This is a genomic window from Amycolatopsis sacchari (genome assembly GCF_900114035.1).
Classification (GTDB): domain Bacteria; phylum Actinomycetota; class Actinomycetes; order Mycobacteriales; family Pseudonocardiaceae; genus Amycolatopsis_E; species Amycolatopsis_E sacchari.
In genome coordinates this window covers 1-22343 of record NZ_FORP01000046.1, presented here as the reverse complement: position 1 = coordinate 22343, position 22343 = coordinate 1, and the positions used below count along the sequence as shown (strand labels likewise).

The window sequence follows — 22343 nt, the reverse complement described above, 5'->3', positions numbered from 1 at the left end:
GGAACGCCGAGCCGACATCCACCTTGGCCTCATGCACCTGGCCTGCGTCCTCATCTGCTACCGCAAGCTGCCGACTTCATTATGAAACGAGTTGTAAAACTGACGGAGGTTGTTGACAGGCTGGGCTCCTGATCAAGGGAGGCCCCATGGCTGAGCGAGTGTGGAGTGAGAAGGACCTGGTCAGGCGCGCCAACCGGCGCCTGGCCGTTCTTCGTCACGCGGAGGAGATCAGTGGCAATGTCGCGGCGACCTGCCGGTATTACGGCATCAGCCGCACCGTGTTCTACCGGTGGAAACACCGCTACGAAGACGAGGGCATCGACGGTCTGAAGGACCGCTCCAGTGCGCCGCTGCACTGCCCGACCATCACTCACCCGCAGGTGGTCGAGAAGATCATCCACCTGCGGCGGCATTATCACTTCGGCCCGCTGAAGATCAGCATGTACCTGCGTCGCTACCACGACCAGGAGATCAGCGCCTCCACGATCTATCGCATCCTCAAACGCCTGGGCATGAGCCGGCTGCCGGCCTCTCAGCGCTACAAGCGCCATCAGCAGCGCTGGAAGCGTTACGAGAAGCAGCGCCCCGGTCACCAGTTGCAGATCGACGTCAAGTTCGTCGAACCGATCACCACCGACGCCGGCCGAAAGAAGCGCTACTACCAGTACACCGCGATCGATGACTGCACACGGCTGCGGATCCTGAAAATTTACCCGCGGTCTGACCAGAAAACCGCGATCCAGTTCCTGGACTATGTGCTGTCCAGGCTGCCGTTTCAGGTCGAGAAGATCCAGACCGACAACGGGGCCGAGTTCCAGTCGGCGTTCCACTGGCACCTGCTCGACCAGGGCATCGGCCACGTCTACATCCGCCCCGCAACCCCACGGCTCAACGGCAAGGTCGAGCGCTCACACCGCATCGACGCTGAGGAGTTCTACCGCCTGCTCGACGGCGTCGTCCTCGGCGACCTCGCGGTGTTCAACGACAAGCTCAAGGAATGGGAGGACTACTACAACTACCACCGCCCTCACGGTGGCCTGGGCGGCCAGACCCCGTATGAGAGGCTCCTACAGAAGACCCAAACCAACACCCAGCCTGTCAACGACCAGCGTCAGTAGCACAACTAGGCCTGCCCCACGTCACGTACGGCCAGAACCTGCCAGGTGCACCCGCCGGCCAGGGCGAGCCACATGAGCAGCACCACCGCCGCGAGCGGGTGCGGCAGCAAACCGGCCGGCACGGCAGACGGCGAGACCAGGGACATCGTCGCACCGAAGGGCAGGGCCTGGCCGAGCACCGGGACGGACTCCAACAGCACCGCGGAACCCACGTGCACCAGGAAGGCCGCCACCGGTGCGAGGAAGTAGTTCCGCACCACCACGCCGAAGCAGAGGCCGAGCACCGCGCTCACCGCCGCCGCCAGCACCGCGTCGGGCAGCGCGGGCAGCAGTTCGTCCGCTCCCGGCGCCCGTCCGCTCACGAGACCGGTCGTGACCGCCGTGCAGACGCCGCCGACCACGCCGATCACCGCACCGCCCAGCGCCGCCACCAGTCCCCTCGCGACCAGCACGGCCCCGCGCCGCCCCAGCAGGATCGAGCGTGCGACGACGCCGTTCCGGTTGTCGGTGCCGAAACGCAGCGTGCCGTAGAGCATCGCGACCATCTCGACCTGTGCCAGCCCCGAAGTCAGATCGCTCGACGTGCCGAGGGCGAGCGCGGCCGCGAGCACGACCGCCATCGCCACGAACCCGAGCAACACGTGATCGGCGGGCAGGCGCATCAGCTCGGCCCGCAGCAGCCGTGCCGTCATCGCAACTCCCTCCTGGCGAAGGCGCGCCACGCCGCGAACGCCGCGACACCCAGCCACAGCAGGGCGACGAGCAGGCTCGGTACGGCGGTCAGGATGCCGGGAAACTCCTGCTGCACGCGCGCGATCCCGGCCAGTGCGGTGTCGGGCAGGAAACGCGCGACGTCCGGCCTGGACAGCACGAGCGGCAGCTCCACGCCGAAGGCGGGCAACAGCGAAACCGCGGCCGCCGCGTAGTAGTTGCGCACGAGCCAGCCGACGGCCACCCCGAGCGGGCCGGCCACCGCGCACGCCGCCACACAGCCGAGGAGCCGTCCCCAGCTCTCCCCGCCCAGTTCGAGCACCTGCCCCCGCCCGTGCAGGGTGTACGCGCTGAAGGCTGCCCACCCCGCGGCGCCGACCACGCCGACCGCGACCCCGCCGGCGACACCCGCCACGAGCTTGGCGACGAACACGTGCGCCCTGCGGTTGAGCAGCACCGCCCTTGCCACGGACCTGTAGTAGTACTCCCTGGTCACCAGGAAACCGCCGAGGAACGTCGCCGCCATCGGGCAGGTGACCAGGAAGACGAGCATGGCCTCCGTCGCACCGGCCGCGTCCGTGCCGGGACGGACGAGTCCCTTGCCGGTGAACAGCCAGGCGCAGAACGGCAGCACCAGCGCGTAGGCGAGCACTGCGGGCATCCACACGCCGCTACGGGCCTTGAGCAGTTCCACCCGCAGTGCCTCACGCATCGCGCACCCGCTCCCCGCCGGTGCTGACCAGCTCGAAGTAGCGGTCCTCCAGATCGTGCGCGCCACCGTCGGTGAGTTCATCCAGCGACCCGGCGAAAACGGTGCGCCCCTTGATGACCACGACCTCGTCGACGGTCTGGGCCAGCTCGGCGAGCTGGTGGCTGGACAGCAGCACCGTGCCGCCGTCGCGGCTGTAGGACCGCAGGAACGTCCGCAGCCAGCGGATGCCCTCCGGGTCGAGCCCGTTGGCGGGTTCGTCGAGCACCAGCAGTTCGGGCTCGCCGATCAACGCGGTGGCCAGCCCCAGCCGCTGCTTCATGCCCGTCGAGTACCTGCCGACCCGCCGCCGCGCCGCGCCGGCCAGTCCGACCTGCTCCAGCACCACGTCCACCCGGCGGCGCGGCACCCCGGCCGCGGTCGCGCAGATCTCCAGGTGCCGCCGCCCGGTGATGCCGGGCTCGAACCCGACGCCGTCCAGGTGCGCGCCCACCCGCCTGGCCGGCGCGTCGAGCTGCCCGTAGAGCTGCCCGAACACCGTGGCCGACCCCGACGTGGGCCGCAGCAGCCCGAGCAGCCCGCGCAGCGAGGTGCTCTTGCCTGCGCCGTTCGGGCCGACCAGCCCGACGATCCGGCCGACGGGCACCTCGAAGCTGAGCCCGCTCACGGCGGTCACCCCGCCGTACCGCTTGGTGAACTCGCGGAACTCCACCGCTGTCGTCATCGTTTCGCTACCCCCCGAAGATGTCCTGCCACACGGATGTCACCTGTTCCCGCACCAGCCACGCGGCGAGCGGCCGGCTGGCTCCGGGCAGCACGGCGCTACCCGTCTCGTCGAAGCCGGTGCCGCGCACGTCCGTCAACGGCACCAGGACCGCGTCGGCCGTGCCCGCCGAGCGGAACGGCAGCAGCGCGCCCGCCGGCACCCGTGCGGGCACCGGCGCCCCGGCACCGACCTCGGCCGTGCCGAGCCGGGTGGTCAACAGCAACCCCTTGCGCTGCAACACGACCGGATCTCCAGCGTGTACCGGGCCGAGGTCCGCCCCGGTGGGCACGACCAGGTGCACACCGTCGGCGTCCCGCACGTATCCGGCACGCACGTTTTCCGGCAACCGGACGAGCCCCAGTGGCAGCGCCAGCACGGCGGCGATCAGCGCCACCGCTCCCGCCATGCGGCCGAGGCGGGCGCCGGCGCGCCTCGCGTCGCGCAGCCCCAGGTACGCGCGCCGGGCGAGCCAGCAGACCAGGAACGCGACCAGTAGCAGCCGGATGACCGAACCGGCCGGGCCGAGGCCACGCAGTTCCTGTCCCCAGCGCCCGATCGCGAGCGTGAGCACGACTGCTGGGAACACCAGGCACAGCAGCCCGTACGGCACCACCCAGCGCCTGCCGGGCAGCCGACGCCGTGACGGCAGGCCGAACAGCAGGCGCGACAACCAGTTCCGCGCGTCGGCCATCGCCTTCTCCCGTAGCAACGGGGTGTCCAAAGCGGACATCAGCGCCAGGTAGCCGTCGAGCTTGACCCACGGGGCGAGGTTCAGCGCGGCGGCGACGAAGGTCGAGAGCGCGAACCCGATCAGCGCCACCCTGCCGTCGCCCGCGGGCAGCGCGAGCGCGAGCAGTGCCGCGACGCTGCCGATTACGGCCTGCGTGGCGACCCCGGCCAGCGCGACGACGACGCGCTGCCGCGGCTTCGCCAGCCGCCAGCCATCGGTGACCTCGCAGAAGCAGGCCGGGGTCAGGTAGAAGAGCATGATGCCGAACCAGCCAGGATTGCCCCGGAAATGGGTCAGCGTCGCGCCGTGCCCGAGTTCGTGCACGACCGTGCTCGCGCCGAGGCCGAGCCAGATCGCCACCACCGCGCCCATCGGCAGCGGTCGCCCCAGCGCCTCGCCGACCGCAGCGTGCTGCACGGCCAGCGCGACCACTCCGGCGGCGAACACGGCGGCCACCGCGAGCGAGACGGCACGGCCGGACAGCCGGATCAGCAAGGGCCGGACCGGCGCCAGCACCTGGGTGGCCCGGACGAGCCGCAACTGCAGCACCGTCCAGGAGTGCGCCACGAACCGGCGCTCCGGCCGGGGTGGCGGCGTGCCAGGCACGTGCAGCAGCCCGAGTCCGCCGAACTTCGTGAGCGCCTCCGTCACGAGCGCCGGAGTCCAGCGTTCGCCCAGTGCCACCGCGAGCGCACCGGCGTCCCGGTCACCGTCCAGTTCGGACAGCAGAGCACCGACGTCGGCGCTGACGCGCAGCGGGTTACCGCCGTGCCGTTCCACGATCCACGGGGCGCCCTCGGCCATCGGCGGGTGCACCACGACCTCCGGCGCGAGCCGGGGTCCGCGCAGGTGTCCCACGGCTGGTGCCCGCACTTCCGTCACAGCTCCCCCAGGTCAGATCAGCGGATGCGGGAACGGGTTCGGCGTCCGGGCACCGGCGCGCACCAGCCGTTCCCGCTGCCAGGTGAACTCGCACCGCTCGTCCATGCGCAGCGCCTGGTACCCGGCGACCACCACCTTCACCGCGTGCCAGCCCATCACCCGGTGCGCTTCGGGCAGCCGCCCGGTCAGGTCGACCACGGCCGGCCTGCCCCCGTCACGGACCACAGTGGACAGCAGGTCCACCGGCTCCGGAGCCGGTGCGCCGGGCGGCACGGGCGGCAGGTCCCGCAGGCGCCGGGCGAGTTCGGCCGCCGCCGGTTCGGTCAGCCACAGCCTGGCCCGGTCGAGGTCGTCGCGGACCACCTCCGGCACGCCCCCGCCCCAGCCCGCGCGGAGCTTGCGCAGGGCGTCCCTGATCTGCAGTGACTCCTGCAGTGCGACCAGCAGCGCCCGTCCCGGATCGGGGTGTGCCTTCGCGCCGACCGCGCCGAGTGACGGCCCGTCCAGGACAGCGGCCAGTACGCAGTGCAGCCCGGGCGGCCCCGGGACACGCAGCAGCCGGGGCCGCAGCCCGTGGTTGAGTGCCCACCGGTGCAGCCGGGCCAGGTGCCGCCAGTCGGCGCCGGGCCGGGCGAGCGCCAGCTCGGCCTCCACGTCGTACTCCTGGAGCGTCAGCTCGGCGGCCCAGGCGATCCCCACTGCGTCCCGCTCGATCAGCTCCAGCATGGCCGCGCGCAACGCGAACTCCTCGCTGGGACCGGCCGCCGCTCCCGACGGCGTCGGGTCGAACCACTCCTCCGCCACCGGGTAGTCCACCAACCCGGCCGGCAGCCACACCGGCTGCCCGGTGTCCAGCCAGCGCCCGCGGTACCAGCGCAGGCGCTCGCCGGCGGCGGCGGGATCGCCCAGGCGGTACCGGGCGAAGTCGAAGGCGTGCTCGCCGAGTTCCGCCGCGGTGGCGGTCCTCGCCTCGGGGCCGTGCTCACGTGGGAAGAGCGCGAACCGTTCCACCGCCTCCCCGGCGGCACGGCTCATCGTGTCCGTCCGGCTCACGCCGTAGGCGCCGACGGTGTGCACGGGGTAGTCCTCCTCCGTGCGGCCGCGGACGGCGAGACCACCGATGTCCACCGCGAGACTCCACAGTGGAGGGTCCGTGACCGGAGGCGGCGACACGCGCCACTGCCGCGCCAGCCCGTTCGCCGGGTCCAGCGTCCTGATGAGGTCAAGCAAGGCAGGCCACCCCCGTCGCCTCGGCGTACAGCCCGGCCACGTCCGCGACGGTGAGCCCGGCCAGCATCGGGAACCGGCCGCCCCAGGAGCGCACGGCGCGCTCCGCGGCGTCCTGGAGCGCCTCGGGCGCCGCTGCCACGGTGTGGTCGATCCGCCAGCGGTCCAGCAGCTCTTCCAGACCGCGCACCGGATCGGGCACGCCGAGCCACCGGCCCAGCCCGGCGAGCCCTGCCGCGTGGCCGTACCGCGTGTCGCCGAGCGAGACGCGGCGCCACACCGCCGGGAGCAGGCACGCGGTGGCAACCATCTTGCGCACCCCGAGCACCGTGGCCAGTTCGTTCGCCAGGTACCAGTGCCGGGCGGCGTAGGGCTCGCGGCCGCTGAGGGCCCAGCCAGTGTGCGTCGCGGCGCTGAGCGTCGCGACGGCCAGACGGGCGTCCGGGCCGACGTCGCCGTCCGCGACGCGGTCGCCCACCGCCACCAGCTCGCGGACCAGCAGGGCGGCCTCGGCGTCGGGCAACCCCCCGCGGTGCTCACTGCCGACCACGGGCCCGGCGACCCGGAGCAGGGCCTCCAGCACGCCCTCCCGGACCAGATGGCCCGGCAGGGTGGCGGTCAGCTCCGGGTCGAGCACCGCGAGGTCCGGCCGCAGCGCCGGAGCGGCGACGATGCGGTGGGAGTCGCCGATGCGTACGCACGCGACCGGGCTGACCTCGGCTCCGGTGCCGACCGTGGTCGGCACGAGCACGCGGCGCACCGGGCTTTTCGCCGGTGCGGACAGGGGAATCGCCCCGGCCCGCGTGCCCCACGTGCCCAGCAGGTCCGCCGCCGCCGGCTGGGCGTGCAGCAGGCAGGCGAGCTTGACCAGGTCGAGCACAGCGCCGCCGCCGATGCCGACGACGAGCCGTGGGGCCCGCTCGGTGAGCAGCCCGGCCACCTCACGCACCGCCGCGAGCCCCGTCCGCCCGGCGTCAACGCGGACCGCGGGCACGTCGAGCGGGACCCTGGCGTCGGCGAGCACGAGCGCCCGGTCGCCGAGCGAGCGGCGGAGTCCGGCCCACGCTCCTGGCCCGGCCTGCACGGTGGTCGGCGTGCCCAGTTGCCGCAGGATCATCCGGCCACCTCGTCCAGCGCACGGATCAGCAGGGTCTCCAGCTCCTCGAAGTCCTCGGCCGTGTAGGTGAGCGCGGGCACGAGCTGGACGCAGTCGGGCCCCGGCTGCACGATCAGCCCGGCCGCCCGCGCGGCAGCCACCACCTCGGCCGACCGCCCCGTCAGCTCGATCGCCCGGAAACAGCCGGTGCCCCGGTGCCCGCGGACCAGTGGATGTGCCGACAGCCGGTCGAGCAGGCCGTCGAGCCGCACGCTGTTCTCCCGCGCTTTCGCGCAGCCGTCCAGCCTGGCCAGCTCCTCGATCGTGGCCAGCACCGCGGCACAGCTGCTCGGGCTGCCGGCCTGGGTCTCCCCGTGCACCAGCACCGAGTCCGCTCGCTCGAACACCTCGCACACGTCGTGGGAGACGACGATCGCCGAGGCGGCGCAGGTGCCGTTGGTCAGGCCCTTCGACGTGATGAGCACGTCGGGCCGCACCGGCCAGGACTGCGACGCGAAGAGTTCGCCGGTGCGGCCGAAGCCGGTGGCGACTTCGTCGGCGACGAGCAGGAAGCCGTGGCGCTCGCGCAGCGGGCCGAGTGCGGCGATCAGCCGTGGCGACACCGGATGCGCACCGGACCCCAGCACGGGTTCGAGCACCACCGCGGCGATCCGGTGGCCCTCCCTCGCCAGCAGCGCGGCCAGTTCCGTCTCGTCCTCGTGGCTGACGTGCCGCACCGCGCGCTGGTCGACGCCGTAGGTCCGCTGCCCGAGATCCTCGCCGGTGAGACCGAAACTGCCGTAGGTCAGCCCGTGGTAGCTGCCCCGGAGCCCGACCACGACCCGGCGCCGCTCGTCCCCGAGCAGCGCTTGGTGGTGCCGGACCAGCTTCATCACCACGTCGTTGGCGGCGCCGCCCGAGGTGGAGAACAGGACGCGGCCGAAGTGGTCCGGACCGCACAGCTCCAGCAGGGCACGTGCCGCCCGCACCGCGAGGCTGTGGCCGCCGCGGAACAACGTCAGGTACGACGCCTCGGCCAGCGACCGGGCCACGGCGTCGGCGATCGCCTGGTTGCCGTAGCCGAGGTTGACGTTCCACAGCCCGCTGGTGGCACACAAAGCCCACCGTCCGTCGGCGAACCGCACGCGGGTGCCCCGCGCACCGACGGCGTGCCGCTCCGGGCTGCCGTACTGGCTCGGCGGGATCAGCGACTCCCACACCGGATAACGCGTCCGCTTCCCGGCGGCAACCGGGGCGGGCCGCACCAGACCGCTACCGGTCATCGCCACCACCCGCGAGCCCGCAGACCAGCTGGACCCGCACCTGCTCACCCGGCGCGCCGCGGTGCACGTCCTGGACCACCATCCCGGCCGCGGCGAGCTCGCGGGCCAGTTCCGCCGAGCCCACCATCGCGACCTCACTGGTGAACAGCGCCCGCGCACCGTCCGGCACCGCTTCGGTGAACAGGCTGGTGGTCCGGACCGCGCGGCGGCCGTCGAAGTGCTGGTGCAGGGTCAGCACCGTGGCGTCGTCGACGAGCACCGTGACCCGCTCCCGCGGGCGCGGCCCGGTGGTCAGCTCACCGGCCAGGTCGAGCACGCTCACGTAGCACCGGCCGCCGGGCGCGAGGTGTGCGGCGATCCGTCGGAACGTCTCCGCCCGCTGCCCGGCGTCGAGCAGGCACACCGACGAGGCGGCCAGCACGATCAGCCCGAACGACCGGTCGAAGGCGAACTCCGCCATGTCGCACTCGACGACGTCGATGCGCTCGTCCCGGATCCGCGACTTGAGCAGGGCCAGCAGCGGGGCCGAGCTGTCCAGCGCCACGACCTCGTGACCACGCGCGGCCAGTGGCAGGGTGAGCCTGCCGGATCCGCAGGCCAGCTCCAGCACGGGACCGGGAGCGCCCTGCGCGAGGCGGAGCACGTCCGGCAACTCCGTGGCGTCGTGGCGGCACATCGCGTCGTAGACCGCGCTGCCTTCGGGGCCGTACAGCGGTCGCGGGCGCAGGCCGTACAGCTCGGCGAGCCGCCCGGCGGTGCCCGGTGGCGCGATCATGCCGCGGCTCCGGTAACGGGCAGCGCGGTACCGGCCAGCTTCCCGGTGAGCACGTCCAGCGCGTCGGCCGTGGTCGCCGCGTCGAGCCCGAGGTGGGTGGCCGCCAGCTCGCAGGCGCGGGCGGGTGAGCCACCGGTGAGGAGCAGCTCGACGAGCTTCGCCGCGTCCGCGCCGACCCGGAAGACCCGCTCCCGCACCAGGTCGCAGACCAGGTGCTCCTCGTCGTTCCACAGCAGCAGCGGCGCGTCCGCCGGCTCGTCGAGCTCCACCGGCAGGCCCGGGGTGAGCCGGTGGCCGAACCCCGACACCGTGTAACCGTGGCGCCCAGCGGCCCGCAGGTCCCGCAGCACCTCGACGGCCCGCAGGTAGCGGGACAACCAGGGCCGCCGGGCACGCTCGCGCCGCAGCACCTCCGGCTCGACGACCTCGGCGAGGCAGGGTTCGTCTCCGGCGTCGAACGGAACCTGCGACGTGACCGTCCCGAGCACGCGACCGCCCGGCGCGGTGCGCACCTCGCCCGACGCGCTGACGTGGAGGCGGTAGGTACCCGGGCACGGGTGCGCGCTGCCGAGTGCGCACTGGTCGGCCAGGAAGACCCCGGGGTGCAGCAGCTGCTCGACGAAGGTGCCCTTCGCCCTGGCCAGGTCGGCGTCCTCCAGGAAACCGGAGTAGTCGGCCGCGCTGCCGATCCGCACGATCGTCGGCCCCGCCACGGCGAGGAATGGCGTGGCCAGGTAGTCCTGGGTGTAGACGAACAGCGTGTCGGCGGCGAGGAACTCGTCACCCGGCTCAGCCAGGCCGCCCTCGTACCCGAGCACGCCCTCCTCGGTCCCCGGGTCGCCGGGGCTGAACACGACGCCTTCCGCGCCTCGCAGCCCCAGCCCGAACTCCAGGTGCCCGGCCGATTCGAGGAACACGACCGGGCCGTGACTGCCCTGCCACGGCACCAGGCCGCTGCTCAGCCGGACCACCGCGGCCAGTGCATCCCGCGCGGCGGTGGTGTCTTGCTCGTTCATGGTTGTCAGGTCCTCCGGATGGTCGGCACGCCACACGGCGGCACGGGTTCCGGCCGCCCCGGTGCTCCCGGTGCGGTGCCCGGCCACGGCGCGTGGCGGAGTTTCAGGCGGGTGCGGCCGACGGCGAAAGGCGGCCGGCAAACGCACGAAGATTTCTCGGCAAGAATCCCCCAATTCAGCTCGCTCACCGTAGGTCCGTTCGGGCAGGCCCGACAACCGGAACTGCCGAGTTGTGATCTAGATCACTTTTCGTCGATCTCGGTTGTTGCCATTTCCGCCGCAAGTTAACGTCTTCCCTCGCTGGGCGGCTGTTCGAGAATCCGCTACGTGCTACTGGGGGCATGGGGGAATTCTCGGCGGAGCGTGGGTGCACACCGCTTCCGCCGGAAATCACGATTCTGAAGTGCCTGCTTTTTCGCGTGGCCCGCCGCCCGCTTTCCACGATCGCGGAAAGGGGGTGAATACATGAACACGACGGAGGAGACCGCCACTGGTCTGGACCTGTCGGTGCAGGAGCTGGAGGTCATGGTCGGCCTCGGCGGCAACTGCGGGGGCAACGTCGACCCGAACGCGTGCGACGCCTCGCTGGGCGGTGCCATCAGCCTCAGCATCGCGGCCAGCGTCATCCTGATCACGTGACCCCGCCGTCCGCAGCACCGGCTCGTCCGGGAGGAGGTGAACACATGCGCGACACGCGGCTCGACCTGTCGGTCAGCGAACTCGGCGCGAACGAGTTGTCCGTGGGCGGGCTCGGCTCGATCGATCTGTCGATCACCGAACTGGAAAGCGTAGCGACGCCGGATCTCTCGAGTTTCCTGCAGAGCGTCTCCGCTTCCGCGGCGGTCAGCAGTCTGATTATCGCGACCTAGTTCGCGGCCGTCGAGGTGCATCCCGGAAACATTTCCGACAATTTGTTTCCGGGGTGCACACCCGAGCGCACATGGTGGCCGCCACGGTAATCCGATAGGATACGGGCATGGCCAACGACAACAAAAATACGAAAAACAAGAACCTCCTCGCATATCTGGTCGTCGCGATCGCGCTGGTTCCCATTGCCATCGCCAGCAGGAGCCTGGCCTGGCTCAGCACCGCACTGCTGGTGGTCGCCGCCGTGGCCATCATCGGGATCGGGGTGCTGTTCGTGCGCAACCGCCCGGGGGACTGACGGGCGGTAACCGGCCGGGGGGAGGTCAGGGGGAAGGGCCGGCACCACGTGCCAACGAGGACGTACGACGGCAGCGGGGTCGACTCGCTGCTCGACCGGCTGGGGCTCGGGGGGTTCGACTGGACCACCGCCGAGGCCACGAGCGGTCGCAACGACAACTGGCTCGGCCGGACGGCCGGGGGCAGGCGGATCTTCGTCAAGACGATCGTGGGCTCCGCCGTCGAGGTGGCCCACTGCGTGCGGCGCACCGCCGCCTTCTACCGGATCCACACCGGCGCGCCGCCGTCCGCGCTGCGCACGACCACACTGCTCGGCCAGGACGAACAGGCCGCGATCCAGGTCTTCGACTGCCTCGACGGCGCCCGCGACGGACGGGAACTCGCCCGTGACGGCGCTTTCGACCAGGAACTGGGGGCGCAGGCCGGAGCGGCGGTGGGCGCGCTGCACGCCGTGCGGCCCGCCAGGCTCGCTGAACTCGAAGAGTCGTTGCCCCCGCTGCCCCGCCAGTACTCGCTGTCGGCTCTGTCCGCGGAGGTGTTCTACGAGGCCAGCGCGGCACAGCTGGAAGCATGGCGGCTGCTGCAGCCGGACCCCGGGGTCACCCGGGCACTGACGGCACTGGAGCGGGAGTCCGAGGAGGCACCGCGCGTGCCAGTGCACGGCGACGTGTGCCTCGACCAGTTCCTGATCGCGGACGGCACGCTGCACCTCATCGACTGGGAGGCGTTCGGGCTGGGTGATCCGGCGCGTGACGTCGGGGACTTCCTCGGCGAGTGGCTGCACCACGTGGTGCTTGGGTTCCTCGGCGACCGGGCGGGGAACGGCTCGGGGCGCGCCGTCCCGGTGCCGACGATCGCGCTCACCCCGAACTGGCGGCCGTGGCGGGCGGCGCGGCCGACGGTGGAGGCGTTCTGGGATGCCTACCGCACCGCGCAGCCGGTGCTGTCGGCCGGGCTGGCCCCGCGAGCCGTCCGGTACGCCTGCCGGCACCTGCTGTTGCGGATGCTCACCGACGCGCAGTTCCGGCCCCGGCTCGACGGTTCGGGACACACCCTGTTCCGGCTGGCGAAGACGATCCTGGCGGCGCCGGAGCGATTCACGACAATCCTCGGGCTGGAGGGCTGAAGCCGTGGTGAGCACGGAGGTTCCCCTCGGGGACGTGTTGTCACGCGTGCGGGTCGACCCGGCCGCGTGCCGGGCGGTGGTCGCGGACGAGGAGGTCGAGGCGCCGCGGCGGGGCGAGCTGGAACCCAGGCTCGCTGAGCGCATCTACGCAGTGTTCCACGCCGGGCTGTCCACCGATCCCGCCGACAAGGCGCAGCTGAAGCGGGATCGCCCGCTGGAACAGGTGCTGGCCGGGGTGGTTCCGCACGCCCGCACCCCAGTCACCGGCGTCCTGCGGAGGGACGACCGGGACCGCCTGCTGGTGGAGTTGAGCGGCGTGCTGGTGTGGCTGCCGAGGGAGGCGCTCGACGGCGACCCGGTTCCGGCGGACGAACCGGTCCGGTTGCTGCTGCCGCCCGTGCGGCCGTGCCTGTCGCCGGGGTTCCAGTTCGTCACCGGCTCCCGTGCGCCGGATTTCACCGGTCCGCCCCTGCGGGTCTACGTCCACGTCGCCGATCCGGGAAGCGCACCCGGTGTGTGGCGGGCGGTGCTGACCGCGCTGGAGGCGGCGGACGTCGCCTACCAGGCGAAGGTGCTGGCCAGGTCGGGCCAGTACCCGCGCCGGGACGCACTCGTGGTGTACCTGCCCGCGGACCACACCGGCGCGGCCCGGCTCGTGGCGGCCGCGGTGCGGGAGCTGCCGGGGATCGGGCCGGAGACGTCGGTGTTCGCGGAGCGGATCGCACCCGGCGTCGCGACGGCGTGGGAACCCGTGGACACCCGCTTCGGGCTGTCCGGGCTCAGCTTCGGGCAGCACCGCAGCCGCGTGCTCGCCAAGGCGCTCCTCGACGCCGCCGAGACCGGGCAGCCTCCGGAGGAGGCCATTGTGCCCGCGTTCCGCGCCGCGCGGATCGACCCCGCCAACCCGGCCAGGAACCTCGGCCAGGACGGCTGAACCAGGCTCGCCCGTCGTCGCGACACCACACGCCACCACCGGACCGACCAGAACGGCTGACCCATGCCCCAGTTTTCCGTGCACGTGCCCTACCTGCCCGCGCGGGTCGAGCAGATCGCGCCCGTGGCCGAACTCGTGCGCCGCTCCTCCGGCGCGCGGCTGTGGCTCGGCCAGTCGCTCACGCTCGAACCGCACCAGTTGCTCGCCTACTGTGCTGGACTGGGCATCAGGGTGCCGGTGGGCACGAGTGTCACGCTGATGCCGCTGCGCCACCCGTACGAGGCGGCGCTGCAGGCGCGGTCGCTCGCCCTGCTCACCGGTCATCCCCTGGTCGCCGGGTACGGTCCGGGACCCGCCGCGTTCCAGCAGGCCCTGCTCGGGTCGCGTTACCGCAGTCCGCTCACCGCCGTGCGGGAGTACCTGATGGCGGTGCGCGGCCTACTCGCGGGTGAACTGGTCGTCCTCGACGGCGAGTACGTGACACTGGGCAACTCGCTGCCGCCGATGCCGCACCCGCCCGTCTCGCTGGGGGTGGGGGTGCTGCGCCCGGCGATGGCGCGGCTGGCCGGGCAGCTGGCCGACGTGGCGATCACGTGGCTGTGCCCACCGGGGTACCTGAAGGACGTCCTCGTGCCGGAGATCCGCCGGGCGGCGGAGGAGGCCGGCCGTCCCGCGCCGCACGTGGTTTCGGTGGCGCACCTGGCCGAACGCAAGCCGCGGCGGGATCCGGTGGCGCTCGCGCTGTCCGTGTGCGGCGCCCATCTGGTCTCGCCGCACTACGTGGACATGCTCAATCGCGCCGGGGTCCCGGTGTCGGCCGACGACCCTGCGGCGGGCGCCCGTGCTCTCGTCGACGGCGGGGTGTTCCTCAGCGGCAGCGTGCCCGAACTGGTCGAAGGCCTGGACGCGTACCGGACCGCGGGGGTGGACGAGGTGGTGCTCAACCTCAGTGCCGTGGGCCAGGACCGCGGCGGGCTGGTCGCGGTGCGGGAGCTGGAGTTCCTCCTGTCCGCACTGGCGATGGGCGTTTCTCCGCATCGCCGGGCCTCACCAGGTCTTCAGGCAGGGGCGATGTGACCCGCTTGACGGCTGGGCTTCTTCCTCGCGGAACCGCCATGGGCGAGCGAACGGCCAGCGTCCGATGACGTTCTCGAACTCCTGTGCCGAGCCGGGCTGACCGTGTGTCAGCACCAGGGGAAGCTTCGCACCTGGGTGGCACAGCCGGTGGTCCGCGCGAGAACCGGTCTCGTCCGATGCCAGCAATGCCAGGACATCGGACCCGTGCTCTCCGTAGCCCCCGGCCAGCTACCCGAAGACTGGGCCGACCGCCGGAACTCCTGACCTCGACCCGCGCACCGGCGTCGGCCGAAACGGGCTACACCAGCGCGGAGATCGGCGGCGCGCTGGCGCGCGGCCGCGCGAAACTGGAGGCCGGGCGGTCGTGCTCGGCAGCGGTGACGAGCTGGTGACCGGACTCAAGATGTCGGCGGGTGAAGAGCCGGCGCTCAGGTCCTCACGGGTGAGGCCGTTCGGGCGCCCTTCCTGTTCTCCGGACAGGGATCGCAGTGGGCGGGCATGGGCAAGGAGCTGTACGAGGGATCGGCGGACTTCGCGGCCGCCTTCGACCGCGTTGTACGCGACCGGCTCGGCGACGACCTTGCTGCAGGTGCGGAGTCACCGAGGCCGTCACCACGCCACCGGTGACGGGTTCCGTGGCGCGAACGGCCTGATCGGACACCACGGCCTCGACCCCGAGCGACCGCGGCGACGCGGCGATCCGGGCGACGTCGTCCGGATCGCCGACCCCGGTGTCGAGACCGACCAGCCGTCGTGTCGGCGCCTCCACGAGCCGCAGTTGCGCACCACCGTCGGTGGTCTCGAGCCATCCGCCCGAGCTCGAACGGAGACCGAACTCCTCGTAGTACGCCGTCGTGGCCGAGACGTCCGGAACCCCGATGGTGACGAGGTTCATCCGGTGTAGTGGCATCAAGTCTTCTGTGCTCGTGAACAGTCAGTGCAGTCGGGTCTCGTGACGTGGCACGGCGACGCTTGGTGAACACCGCGGGCTCGGGCGGAGCCGCGGTACCGCTCTCGTTCGCGTGCTCGAAGCAGTTCAATCCGATGGTCAAGACCTTTCCCGGACCGGGGACCAGACCACGGCACCGCAACCCTCAATTAGGGACTATACGGTCCATTTTTGGCCGGGGCTGGTGCATCCGGCCAGAGTCCGAACGACTACTGTGCGAGCCATGACGGCCGACTGGAACGACGGACCCGACCCGCGTCTGGACCCCTCGGAGCCGGATTCCCGTGCACGCGTCGTGGCCGCAGCGACCGCCCTGCTCGTGCGCCACGGCGTCAGCTCGCTCAGTTCGGCGCACATCCAAGCCGCCGCCGGGGTGAGCCGGGCGGAACTCGAGCAGTTGTTCCCCGACCCCGACGCGATCACGGAAGCGATCGTGTCGGCCCAGCTGGACGCCGTACTCCAGGCTCAGCGTCCGCGCCTGGACGCGGTTCAGTGCCTCGACGACCTGGAACAGTGGCTGTTCGATCCGCCCACGCCGGCGGCCGGCCGCGCGCTCGGTTCTCTGATCCACCTCCTCGCCGACCGCCACGATCGGGGGCACCGCGCGCTCGCCAAGGCGTTCTCCCAGTGGAAGACGTTGCTGGCCTCGGCCTTGTCGCGCCTGCAGGCCACCGGTGAACTCAACCGGGGCGCGGACCCCGAGAAACTCGCCATCGGCCTCATCGCCGCCCTGCAAGGAGGTCACCTGCTGGCGCACCTCACCCAGGACGCCGACCAATTGCGTGCGACGCTGGCGATGGCGTTCGACCAGGTTCGCGCCCACGCACCGTAATGGACGATATGGTCCATGTCCGCCGGGTCGCGTCGACACGCAAACGGTGACGCGACTCCGCCTCTCACCCAGGTTCCGCCGGAGCCGGCCCCCTACGGACGAACGCGGATGATCGTCTTGCCGTTGACCCGCTCCGCCGGGTTGAAGGCGGCGACGGCGTCCTCGATCGCCGCGACCTTTCCGATGTTCGGCCCCAACCGGCCCTCGCGGACCCGCCGGACGATCTCGCCCAACTGACCGCGGTCCGCTTCGACGACGAAGTCGACCGCCAAGCCGTCGGCCGGCCGCGCCTCCGGCGGGCCGGCGATCGTCACCAGCGTTCCCCCGGCCCGGACCAGGCCCGCGGAACGCTTCTGGATGTCCCCGCCGAAGACGTCGAAGACCAGGTCTACTCCGCCGACCTCGTCCAGCGAGTCGTGTTCGAGGTCGACGAACTCCCGCGCCCCGAAGCCGAACGCCGCTTGACGGTCGGCCGCGCGCCCGGTGCCGATGACGTACGCGCCCGCCTCGCGCGCGAGCTGCGCGACCATCGAACCGACCCCGCCGGCCACCCCGTGCACCAGGACGCTCTGCCCCGCCTCGGCGCGGCCGTGTAGGAACAGCCCCTGCCACGCCGTCAGACCCGAGATCGGCAGGCTCGCCCCGACCGTGAAGTCCACGTCACCCGGCAACGGCGCCAGGTTCCGCGCCTCGACGGCCGCGTACTCCGCCAACGTGCCGTCACGGGTCCAGTCGGTCAGCCCGAATACCCGCTGCCCCACCGACAACCCCCGCGTGCCGTACCCGAGCGCGCTGACCACGCCGGCCAGCTCGTGCCCGGGCACCGACGGCGTCCGGTCCCTGCCGAGCCGATCGACCCACGCCGAGGGCCACGTCAGCTCACCCGGGGTGAAACCCGACGCGTGCACCTCGACGAGGACGTCGTTGCCCGCCGCCTCCGGTCGCGGCCGCTCCGCCACCGTCATCCCGGCCGTTCCCGCAGCCCGGTCCGTCACCACGATCGCCTTCATCCGGCACCTTCCTGCCTCGATCGGTCTCAGCCACGACGACCGGCTCAGCCGGTCGGCCCGAACCGGCTCACGCGGATCCGCTTCGCCTCGACTCCGACGTCGGCGAGCAGACCGGTCGCCGCGTCGCAGAACCCTTGCGAACCGCAGACGTAGACGTCGCGGTCAGCCTCGGCCAGCGGCCGGAGGTCACCGGCCGTCAGACGGCCCGCAGGCCGGGAAGCACCCGCGGAGTTCTGGCGGGTGTAGACGACGGTGGTCTCCGGACCGGTGATTTCGTCCGCGTAGTAAAGGTCTTCGGGTGATCGAACGGACACGACCAGCCGCATCAGGCCGGCGCGGCCCGAACCCCGGGCCAGCCGCAGCATGGACATGAGCGGGACGACCCCGGAGCCCCCGGCGACGCCCAGGATCGGCGCGATGCCGTCCCAGGAGAAGAACCTGCCGATGGGGCCACGAACCTGCAACGTGTCACCGACTTCGACCACGTCGTGCAGGAACGCCGACACCTCACCGTCCGGCAGCTTCTCGACCGTGAGCTCGATGTGCTCGCCGCCGGGCGCACTGGCAACCGAGTAGTCCCGCTGGGCGTGGTAGCCGTCCGGGGCGGTCAGCCGGACGACGTAGAACTGTCCGGCCCGGTGCGTCCGGGGTTCCGCAAGCCGCAGCCGGAACGTCTTCGCGTGCGGGGTCTCCTCGCCGATCGCGGTCACGACGCCGGTCTGCCAGGACGACGCCGTGGCCATCAGTCGCCCTGGTAACGCTGCTCGAGCCACGGGTCGCCGTGGTCGTGGTAGCCGTTGCGTTCCCAGAAGCCCTGCTGGTCCTCGGCCAGGAACTTCAGCCCGGACACCCATTTCGCGCTCTTCCAGAAGTACAGGTGCGGCACCAGCAGCCGGGCCGGGCCGCCGTGGACGTCCTCCAGCGGTGCGCCGTCGACGTCCCACACCACCCAGGCCCGGCCGTCGACCACGTCCTCGATCGGCAGGTTCGTGGTGTAACCGGTGTGCGACCGCGCCAGGACGTAGGCCGCGTCGTCGCGCACACCGGTGACGTCGAGCAGGGTGTCGATGGAGACGCCGTCGAACGTCATGCCGAACTTGGACCACGTCGTCACGCAGTGGATCGCGCCTTCGTACCGGTCGCCCGGGAGCGCGTGGATCTCGTCCCACGTCCAGGTGGTCGGCGTGTCCACGAGGCCGTCGATGGTGAAGGTCCACGTCGCAGTGTCGATCGACGGCGTCGCTTCCGCGTGCAGGACCGGCCAGCTGTTGCCCGCGTCGTACTGCCCGGGTGGCAGCCGGGGGTCCTGGCCCGCGCGCCCGCGCCCGGCGAAGCCTCTGGTGATCACCATCTGTCTCTGCCTTTCCGGTGTTTCGGCGGTCATTCGCCGACGATGTGGACGGCCGCTTCTTCGGCGGACTGCGCGGCACCGTCCAACCCCACGTCGGAGGCGAACAGGTAGGGGTACACCTCGTCCGCGCCCGGGTCCTCGACCAGCCGCCCGGCCCGCACCACGCCGACCTGGTCGTCGTACAGTTCGCCGTCGGTGTCGGACGCGTCACCGAGTCCGTCACCCTGGTCCACGTCGGCGAAGACGTCGGGCAGCTCTTCGGCGAGCCGTTTGCCGAGTTCTTCGTGGCCGGCGGCCTCCCGCGCCGTGGTGCCCCAGTCGAAGACCGCGATGGGGCGGTCCGGCGGCGAGTAGCCCTCGTCCAGCACGTCCGCCACGCCGCGGTCCACGAGGCTGTCCTCGGGTTCCAGCAGACCGTTGTCCAGGTCGAAACCGCCGTCGTACTCGTCGGAGTCGTCACTCATGGGGTTCTCGCATTCGATCCGGCGCCTCGTATCCGGCAACCCTAGCCTGCGTGGACTATTTAGTCCACCATTGAGAGTATTCGGCGAGGTCAGACAGCAGCGCACTGACAGCCACGATCTGCTTGATCGGGCTTGGACGATACAGTCCACTGAGGTGGACGCGTTCGACTCCGGAGCGGGCGACGTCCGGTTTCAGGTCTTGCCGCCCGGCGCGTTCGGCGGGCACGGCGACGTGCGCAATCCTGCGGGCCCGTCGCGACCGGCACCATGGTGCGCTCCGCGGCCCGACGTAGTTCCCGCCGTGGGGCGGAGTTCAGGGCTGGTAGCTCCGGATGTGGTCGATGGCCATGTCGAGCGCAATGCGCATCGGCTTGACGTCGTGCTCCGTCTGCGCGAGCAGATACCCGCCCTGCAGGGCACCCAGCAGGCCGATGGCGAGCCGTTCGGGGTCGGCGTCGGGCCGCAGCTTGCCGGAGTCCCGCATCCGCCGCAGGCCCTCGGCGAGCAGGCCGCGCCAGGTCTCGAAATGGCCAGCCAGCGCCGACCGCGCCCGCTCGTTCTGGTCCGAGAGCTCGCTCGCGAGCGAGCCCAGGCGGCAACCGTAGGCCCCGTTGCGCAGTGCGCTGCGCTGGACGATCGCGTCCCGCCAGCGCTCCAGCCCACGGATCGAGTTGAGCCGCCGCAGCTGCTCCCCCTGGGCGGTCAGCACCTCTTCGGCCTGGTACTCGATCACGTCCTGGACCAAGGCGTCCTTGTCGGGGTAGTGGTGGTAGAGCTGCGACTTGCTGGTGCTGCTCGCCGCGCGGACGTCGTCGAGCGTGGTGGCGGCCACCCCTTTCACCGTCATCAGGTCGACAGCGGCCCGCAGGATGCGCGCGCGGGTCGCCTCACCACGCGCCGTCCGCCGGACCGGCCTCACAGAACTCTCCGGTTCCACCACGGCACCACAGTATCGCACCGGCGCCGATCGGGCGCCGAGCCCAGGTCGGGGGCCCGTGCGCAGCGGAAGACGGACCTTCCAGACCACTTCCCCGGCTGGCTACCCGTGGCCCAGCGCGAGCGGAACCCGGCGGGCCGACGCGAGGACCACCTCGGCCTCGAACCACGTGTTCCTGGCCGCGAGGTAGCACCGCTGCGCGTACGCCCCGATGAGCACGCGGAGGGCGACGCCGGGCATCCCGGCCAGGATCCGGGGGTGCCACCGCGGCGCGAAGTGCCGGCGCGGCGGCAGGTCGCCCGTCCTGCCCTTACCCGGGAGGTAGAAGTCCATCGGCGCGATGGCGAACAGCCCGGGATCGTAGAACTCCTCGTCGCGGACACCGAGCCACGAGCGAAACCGGACGCCGCTCGCGTCGCCCCACGGGATCCCGCTCCCCTGGGGCTGCCACCCCGGCGCCTGGCCGGTGTTCACGACTCGCGCGACGGCGACCTGGCCCACACGGGCCGGTAGCCGATGTCCCGGGCCCACGCGTTGGCGGGGTCCGCCGTCAGCTCGTCGATGACCGCGCGCAAAACGTCTGCCAACTGCACTCCGGGTTCCGTCGTCGGGAAGCTCGGGGGCACCTCGCCCGAGCCGAGCCGGACTATACCTCAAACTGGACTATATCGTCCATTCAGGCGGTCAGCCCACCCGGACGTCCACTTCGTCCGGTCGTGGACCGGATCGCGCGCTGATGTGCCCCGCCGAATCCTTGCGGCAGCGGTAAGAGGCGGGCGCCGGCGGCCACCAACTAGCCATCACCCGCAGGGAGGGGACAACGTGCTCGTGAGCTTGCCCAAGGAGCCCTTCAAGATCGCGGTCGCCGACGGCTCGATCGCCATCCTGGTCACCGGCCGCCTCACCGCGCCGTCCGCCGTCGAGCGGCTCTGCGCCGAGCTCGACTTCGCGACGGCCGTCTGCCGCGGGATCGTCACCGTCGACCTGACCGGCTGCACCGGACTCGGCCCGTACGCGGCACTGGCCCTCCGGAAGCACCACGACGCGGCTCGCACCGCGCAGTACCGCTACCGGTTCCGGATCGTCGCCTGCCCGTCGTCGCTGATCGCCGCGTGGGGTGTCCCGCTCGACAGATCGACGTCACGCCGGTGATCTCCCGGACCAACGGGCACGAGCGCGAACTCGTCCTCCATCATCGTCTTCCGGCCTACCTCGCGGCGGTGAGCACCGCCGTGGGCGTGGGCGTGGAATCCTGCGCGGCCGATTTCGGCAACCCCGCGTCCGCCTACATCGCGCTGGACACGCGACTACCGCGGTATCCGGGCCGGGACGTCGCCCTGCTCTGGGACGAACGGCACGGCTGGGCGGCCGTGGTCGAGCACGACTCCGGGCAGGACCTGCTCGTGGTCGCCTACCTCGGCGGCGAACTGGTGCCCGGCCCGCAGCGCCTGGCCCGGTTCCTCGCCGCCGTGTGGCGCGGCGACGTTCCCGCCGTGCCGGTCGCGCCGGTGCTCCACGACGGCGAAGCGGTGCTGCTGGACGGGCTGCGGCGCTACCGGCCCGACGATTGGCAGTGGCCCCGGTGAGTGGCGATGTCAGCCGGGTCGCCTCTTCCGCCCGGGCCCGCTGACGGGCCCCTCGCCGGTGAGCCGCGCGTGGCGCTGTGTCCTCGGCATTTTCGCCTCCTTCTCGTGAGCCGGGTGGTCCGGTGCGTAAGAACCGCGGAAGATCAGGTGCTAACGTCCAAGACCGCGGCTCGAAACCCTCGAGGTAAGGCATGAGCGACTGGGACGCACTGAACGAGTTCCTCCGGATCGATCCGCGGGACATCGGGTGCGACCTCGCCCTCGACGGACTCCCCGCCTACGCCGAGCTGACCGCCGCCGGTGGGCACCCCGAAGAGGTTTTCCCCGGGCTGGCCGCGCACCTGAAGTCGTGCCGGGCCTGCTCGTGTGATCACGAAGCCCTGGTGCGCGCGATCCGCGAGTTCGGCGGCGACGACCTCGGCTGACCGGTCGAGGTCACTGCTCGCTCGCGTTGTCCGTCGAGTGGTCTCCCGGGATCACCGCTTCGGTCAGCAGCTGGGACGGCGCCTTGGCGCCCTCGTGCGCCTTCGGCTTACCGGTGAAGGTGATCTCACCCTCGCTGTGCAGGCGCTCGACCATGTGCGGGTAGTGCAGCTCGAA

General features: G+C 71.7%; 27 protein-coding genes. 12 read left to right on the top strand and 15 right to left on the bottom strand.

Annotated features, from left to right (window positions below):
- Positions 1-146 precede the first annotated feature (146 nt).
- Positions 147-1118: an IS481 family transposase gene (locus BMZ92_RS35855; RefSeq protein ID WP_091517112.1), complete on the top strand. Its 972-nt coding sequence runs from the start codon at positions 147-149 to the stop codon at positions 1116-1118.
- Positions 1119-1123: 5 nt separating this feature from the next.
- Here BMZ92_RS35855 and BMZ92_RS35850 read toward each other — a convergent pair whose 3' ends face one another.
- From BMZ92_RS35850 to mpaB, 9 genes are read right to left on the bottom strand one after another with little or no spacing between them, the layout of a single operon-like run.
- Complete coding sequence (locus BMZ92_RS35850; protein ID WP_091517111.1) at positions 1124-1810, bottom strand: hypothetical protein; 687 nt, start codon at positions 1808-1810, stop codon at positions 1124-1126.
- Positions 1807-2541, bottom strand: a complete 735-nt coding sequence (locus tag BMZ92_RS35845; protein ID WP_091517109.1) for a hypothetical protein — start codon at positions 2539-2541, stop codon at positions 1807-1809. The genes BMZ92_RS35850 and BMZ92_RS35845 overlap by 4 nt, the downstream gene beginning before the upstream one ends.
- Positions 2534-3262, bottom strand: coding sequence for an ABC transporter ATP-binding protein (locus tag BMZ92_RS35840; RefSeq protein WP_091517108.1), 729 nt, complete (start codon positions 3260-3262; stop codon positions 2534-2536). The genes BMZ92_RS35845 and BMZ92_RS35840 overlap by 8 nt, the downstream gene beginning before the upstream one ends.
- A gap of 7 nt (positions 3263-3269) precedes the next feature.
- Complete coding sequence (gene mpaP, locus BMZ92_RS35835) at positions 3270-4916, bottom strand: daptide biosynthesis intramembrane metalloprotease (protein ID WP_143250025.1); 1647 nt, start codon at positions 4914-4916, stop codon at positions 3270-3272.
- A 12-nt stretch (positions 4917-4928) separates the two neighbouring features.
- The gene (locus BMZ92_RS35830; protein WP_143250024.1) at positions 4929-6146 is read right to left on the bottom strand and encodes a YcaO-like family protein; all 1218 of its coding nucleotides are present in this window, start codon (positions 6144-6146) and stop codon (positions 4929-4931) included.
- Positions 6139-7260, bottom strand: a complete 1122-nt coding sequence (gene mpaC / locus BMZ92_RS35825) for a daptide-type RiPP biosynthesis dehydogenase (protein WP_091517103.1) — start codon at positions 7258-7260, stop codon at positions 6139-6141. Before mpaC ends, BMZ92_RS35830 begins: the two co-directional genes overlap by 8 nt.
- Complete coding sequence (mpaD, locus tag BMZ92_RS35820) at positions 7257-8522, bottom strand: daptide-type RiPP biosynthesis aminotransferase (RefSeq protein WP_091517115.1); 1266 nt, start codon at positions 8520-8522, stop codon at positions 7257-7259. The genes mpaC and mpaD overlap by 4 nt, the downstream gene beginning before the upstream one ends.
- Positions 8512-9297, bottom strand: coding sequence for a daptide-type RiPP biosynthesis methyltransferase (mpaM, locus tag BMZ92_RS35815; protein WP_091517102.1), 786 nt, complete (start codon positions 9295-9297; stop codon positions 8512-8514). Before mpaM ends, mpaD begins: the two co-directional genes overlap by 11 nt.
- Complete coding sequence (gene mpaB, locus BMZ92_RS35810; protein ID WP_143250023.1) at positions 9294-10313, bottom strand: daptide biosynthesis RiPP recognition protein; 1020 nt, start codon at positions 10311-10313, stop codon at positions 9294-9296. The genes mpaM and mpaB overlap by 4 nt, the downstream gene beginning before the upstream one ends.
- A gap of 465 nt (positions 10314-10778) precedes the next feature.
- On the opposite strand from mpaB, the gene BMZ92_RS37725 reads away from it, so the two are divergent.
- The 8 genes from BMZ92_RS37725 (at position 10779) to BMZ92_RS35775 (ending at position 16395) form a co-directional block, all read left to right on the top strand.
- Positions 10779-10952: a hypothetical protein gene (locus BMZ92_RS37725; RefSeq protein ID WP_177229026.1), complete on the top strand. Its 174-nt coding sequence runs from the start codon at positions 10779-10781 to the stop codon at positions 10950-10952.
- Between the two features lie 44 nt (positions 10953-10996).
- On the top strand, positions 10997-11182 hold the full coding sequence (locus BMZ92_RS35805) for a hypothetical protein (protein WP_091517099.1): 186 nt from the start codon (positions 10997-10999) through the stop codon (positions 11180-11182).
- A 107-nt stretch (positions 11183-11289) separates the two neighbouring features.
- Positions 11290-11478 carry a hypothetical protein gene (locus tag BMZ92_RS35800; protein WP_091517097.1) on the top strand — a complete coding sequence of 63 codons (189 nt, stop codon included), beginning with the start codon at positions 11290-11292 and terminating at the stop codon, positions 11476-11478.
- Positions 11479-11526: 48 nt separating this feature from the next.
- The gene (lxmK, locus tag BMZ92_RS35795; protein WP_091517096.1) at positions 11527-12603 is read left to right on the top strand and encodes a class V lanthionine synthetase subunit LxmK; all 1077 of its coding nucleotides are present in this window, start codon (positions 11527-11529) and stop codon (positions 12601-12603) included.
- Between the two features lie 7 nt (positions 12604-12610).
- Positions 12611-13537: a T3SS effector HopA1 family protein gene (locus BMZ92_RS35790; protein WP_143250022.1), complete on the top strand. Its 927-nt coding sequence runs from the start codon at positions 12611-12613 to the stop codon at positions 13535-13537.
- Between the two features lie 63 nt (positions 13538-13600).
- Positions 13601-14614 carry an LLM class flavin-dependent oxidoreductase gene (locus BMZ92_RS35785; RefSeq protein ID WP_091517093.1) on the top strand — a complete coding sequence of 338 codons (1014 nt, stop codon included), beginning with the start codon at positions 13601-13603 and terminating at the stop codon, positions 14612-14614.
- A 465-nt stretch (positions 14615-15079) separates the two neighbouring features.
- The gene (locus BMZ92_RS38925; RefSeq protein WP_143250026.1) at positions 15080-15241 is read left to right on the top strand and encodes an acyltransferase domain-containing protein; all 162 of its coding nucleotides are present in this window, start codon (positions 15080-15082) and stop codon (positions 15239-15241) included.
- Positions 15242-15786: 545 nt separating this feature from the next.
- Positions 15787-16395, top strand: a complete 609-nt coding sequence (locus tag BMZ92_RS35775) for a TetR/AcrR family transcriptional regulator (RefSeq protein ID WP_091517090.1) — start codon at positions 15787-15789, stop codon at positions 16393-16395.
- 92 nt (positions 16396-16487) lie between these two features.
- Here the strand turns inward: BMZ92_RS35775 and BMZ92_RS35770 are convergent, their stop codons facing one another.
- From BMZ92_RS35770 to BMZ92_RS35745, 6 genes are all read right to left on the bottom strand, one after another.
- Complete coding sequence (locus BMZ92_RS35770) at positions 16488-17405, bottom strand: NADP-dependent oxidoreductase (protein WP_091517088.1); 918 nt, start codon at positions 17403-17405, stop codon at positions 16488-16490.
- A gap of 44 nt (positions 17406-17449) precedes the next feature.
- Complete coding sequence (locus BMZ92_RS35765) at positions 17450-18148, bottom strand: FAD-binding oxidoreductase (RefSeq protein ID WP_177229025.1); 699 nt, start codon at positions 18146-18148, stop codon at positions 17450-17452.
- Positions 18148-18756 (bottom strand): sulfite oxidase-like oxidoreductase, encoded by a 609-nt coding sequence (locus tag BMZ92_RS35760; protein WP_091517085.1) that lies wholly within the window; start codon positions 18754-18756, stop codon positions 18148-18150. The genes BMZ92_RS35765 and BMZ92_RS35760 overlap by 1 nt, the downstream gene beginning before the upstream one ends.
- 29 nt (positions 18757-18785) lie before the next feature.
- Positions 18786-19220 (bottom strand): DUF5709 domain-containing protein, encoded by a 435-nt coding sequence (locus tag BMZ92_RS35755; protein ID WP_091517083.1) that lies wholly within the window; start codon positions 19218-19220, stop codon positions 18786-18788.
- Positions 19221-19533: 313 nt separating this feature from the next.
- On the bottom strand, positions 19534-20139 hold the full coding sequence (locus BMZ92_RS35750; protein WP_245783450.1) for a TetR/AcrR family transcriptional regulator: 606 nt from the start codon (positions 20137-20139) through the stop codon (positions 19534-19536).
- 120 nt (positions 20140-20259) lie between these two features.
- A complete protein-coding gene (locus BMZ92_RS35745) occupies positions 20260-20631 on the bottom strand; it encodes a uracil-DNA glycosylase family protein (protein ID WP_091517081.1) in 372 nt (123 codons plus the stop codon).
- 354 nt (positions 20632-20985) lie between these two features.
- Here BMZ92_RS35745 and BMZ92_RS35740 point away from each other — a divergent pair, with 354 nt between their 5' ends.
- The 3 genes from BMZ92_RS35740 to BMZ92_RS35730 all read left to right on the top strand — a co-directional run bounded on the left by BMZ92_RS35740 (position 20986) and on the right by BMZ92_RS35730 (position 22168).
- Entirely contained in the window at positions 20986-21309 is a 324-nt protein-coding gene (locus tag BMZ92_RS35740) for a hypothetical protein (RefSeq protein WP_143250021.1), read from the top strand.
- On the top strand, positions 21306-21743 hold the full coding sequence (locus BMZ92_RS35735; protein WP_177229024.1) for a DUF6292 family protein: 438 nt from the start codon (positions 21306-21308) through the stop codon (positions 21741-21743). The genes BMZ92_RS35740 and BMZ92_RS35735 overlap by 4 nt, the downstream gene beginning before the upstream one ends.
- Positions 21744-21934: 191 nt before the next feature.
- The gene (locus BMZ92_RS35730) at positions 21935-22168 is read left to right on the top strand and encodes a hypothetical protein (RefSeq protein WP_091517078.1); all 234 of its coding nucleotides are present in this window, start codon (positions 21935-21937) and stop codon (positions 22166-22168) included.
- Positions 22169-22343: the final 175 nt, after the last annotated feature.

Coding starts and splice junctions, on each gene's coding strand:
- BMZ92_RS35760 (WP_091517085.1), bottom strand. CDS start 18,756: ATGGTGATCACCAGAGGCTTCGCCGGGCGCGGGCGCGCGGGCCAGGAC.
- BMZ92_RS35770 (WP_091517088.1), bottom strand. CDS start 17,405: ATGAAGGCGATCGTGGTGACGGACCGGGCTGCGGGAACGGCCGGGATG.
- BMZ92_RS35730 (WP_091517078.1), top strand. CDS start 21,935: ATGAGCGACTGGGACGCACTGAACGAGTTCCTCCGGATCGATCCGCGG.
- BMZ92_RS35785 (WP_091517093.1), top strand. CDS start 13,601: ATGCCCCAGTTTTCCGTGCACGTGCCCTACCTGCCCGCGCGGGTCGAG.
- BMZ92_RS35845 (WP_091517109.1), bottom strand. CDS start 2,541: ATGCGTGAGGCACTGCGGGTGGAACTGCTCAAGGCCCGTAGCGGCGTG.
- BMZ92_RS37725 (WP_177229026.1), top strand. CDS start 10,779: ATGAACACGACGGAGGAGACCGCCACTGGTCTGGACCTGTCGGTGCAG.
- BMZ92_RS35800 (WP_091517097.1), top strand. CDS start 11,290: ATGGCCAACGACAACAAAAATACGAAAAACAAGAACCTCCTCGCATAT.
- BMZ92_RS35855 (WP_091517112.1), top strand. CDS start 147: ATGGCTGAGCGAGTGTGGAGTGAGAAGGACCTGGTCAGGCGCGCCAAC.
- BMZ92_RS35840 (WP_091517108.1), bottom strand. CDS start 3,262: ATGACGACAGCGGTGGAGTTCCGCGAGTTCACCAAGCGGTACGGCGGG.
- BMZ92_RS35755 (WP_091517083.1), bottom strand. CDS start 19,220: ATGAGTGACGACTCCGACGAGTACGACGGCGGTTTCGACCTGGACAAC.
- BMZ92_RS35775 (WP_091517090.1), top strand. CDS start 15,787: ATGACGGCCGACTGGAACGACGGACCCGACCCGCGTCTGGACCCCTCG.
- BMZ92_RS35805 (WP_091517099.1), top strand. CDS start 10,997: ATGCGCGACACGCGGCTCGACCTGTCGGTCAGCGAACTCGGCGCGAAC.
- mpaD (WP_091517115.1), bottom strand. CDS start 8,522: ATGACCGGTAGCGGTCTGGTGCGGCCCGCCCCGGTTGCCGCCGGGAAG.
- mpaB (WP_143250023.1), bottom strand. CDS start 10,313: ATGAACGAGCAAGACACCACCGCCGCGCGGGATGCACTGGCCGCGGTG.
- mpaM (WP_091517102.1), bottom strand. CDS start 9,297: ATGATCGCGCCACCGGGCACCGCCGGGCGGCTCGCCGAGCTGTACGGC.
- mpaC (WP_091517103.1), bottom strand. CDS start 7,260: ATGATCCTGCGGCAACTGGGCACGCCGACCACCGTGCAGGCCGGGCCA.
- BMZ92_RS35850 (WP_091517111.1), bottom strand. CDS start 1,810: ATGACGGCACGGCTGCTGCGGGCCGAGCTGATGCGCCTGCCCGCCGAT.
- BMZ92_RS35765 (WP_177229025.1), bottom strand. CDS start 18,148: ATGGCCACGGCGTCGTCCTGGCAGACCGGCGTCGTGACCGCGATCGGC.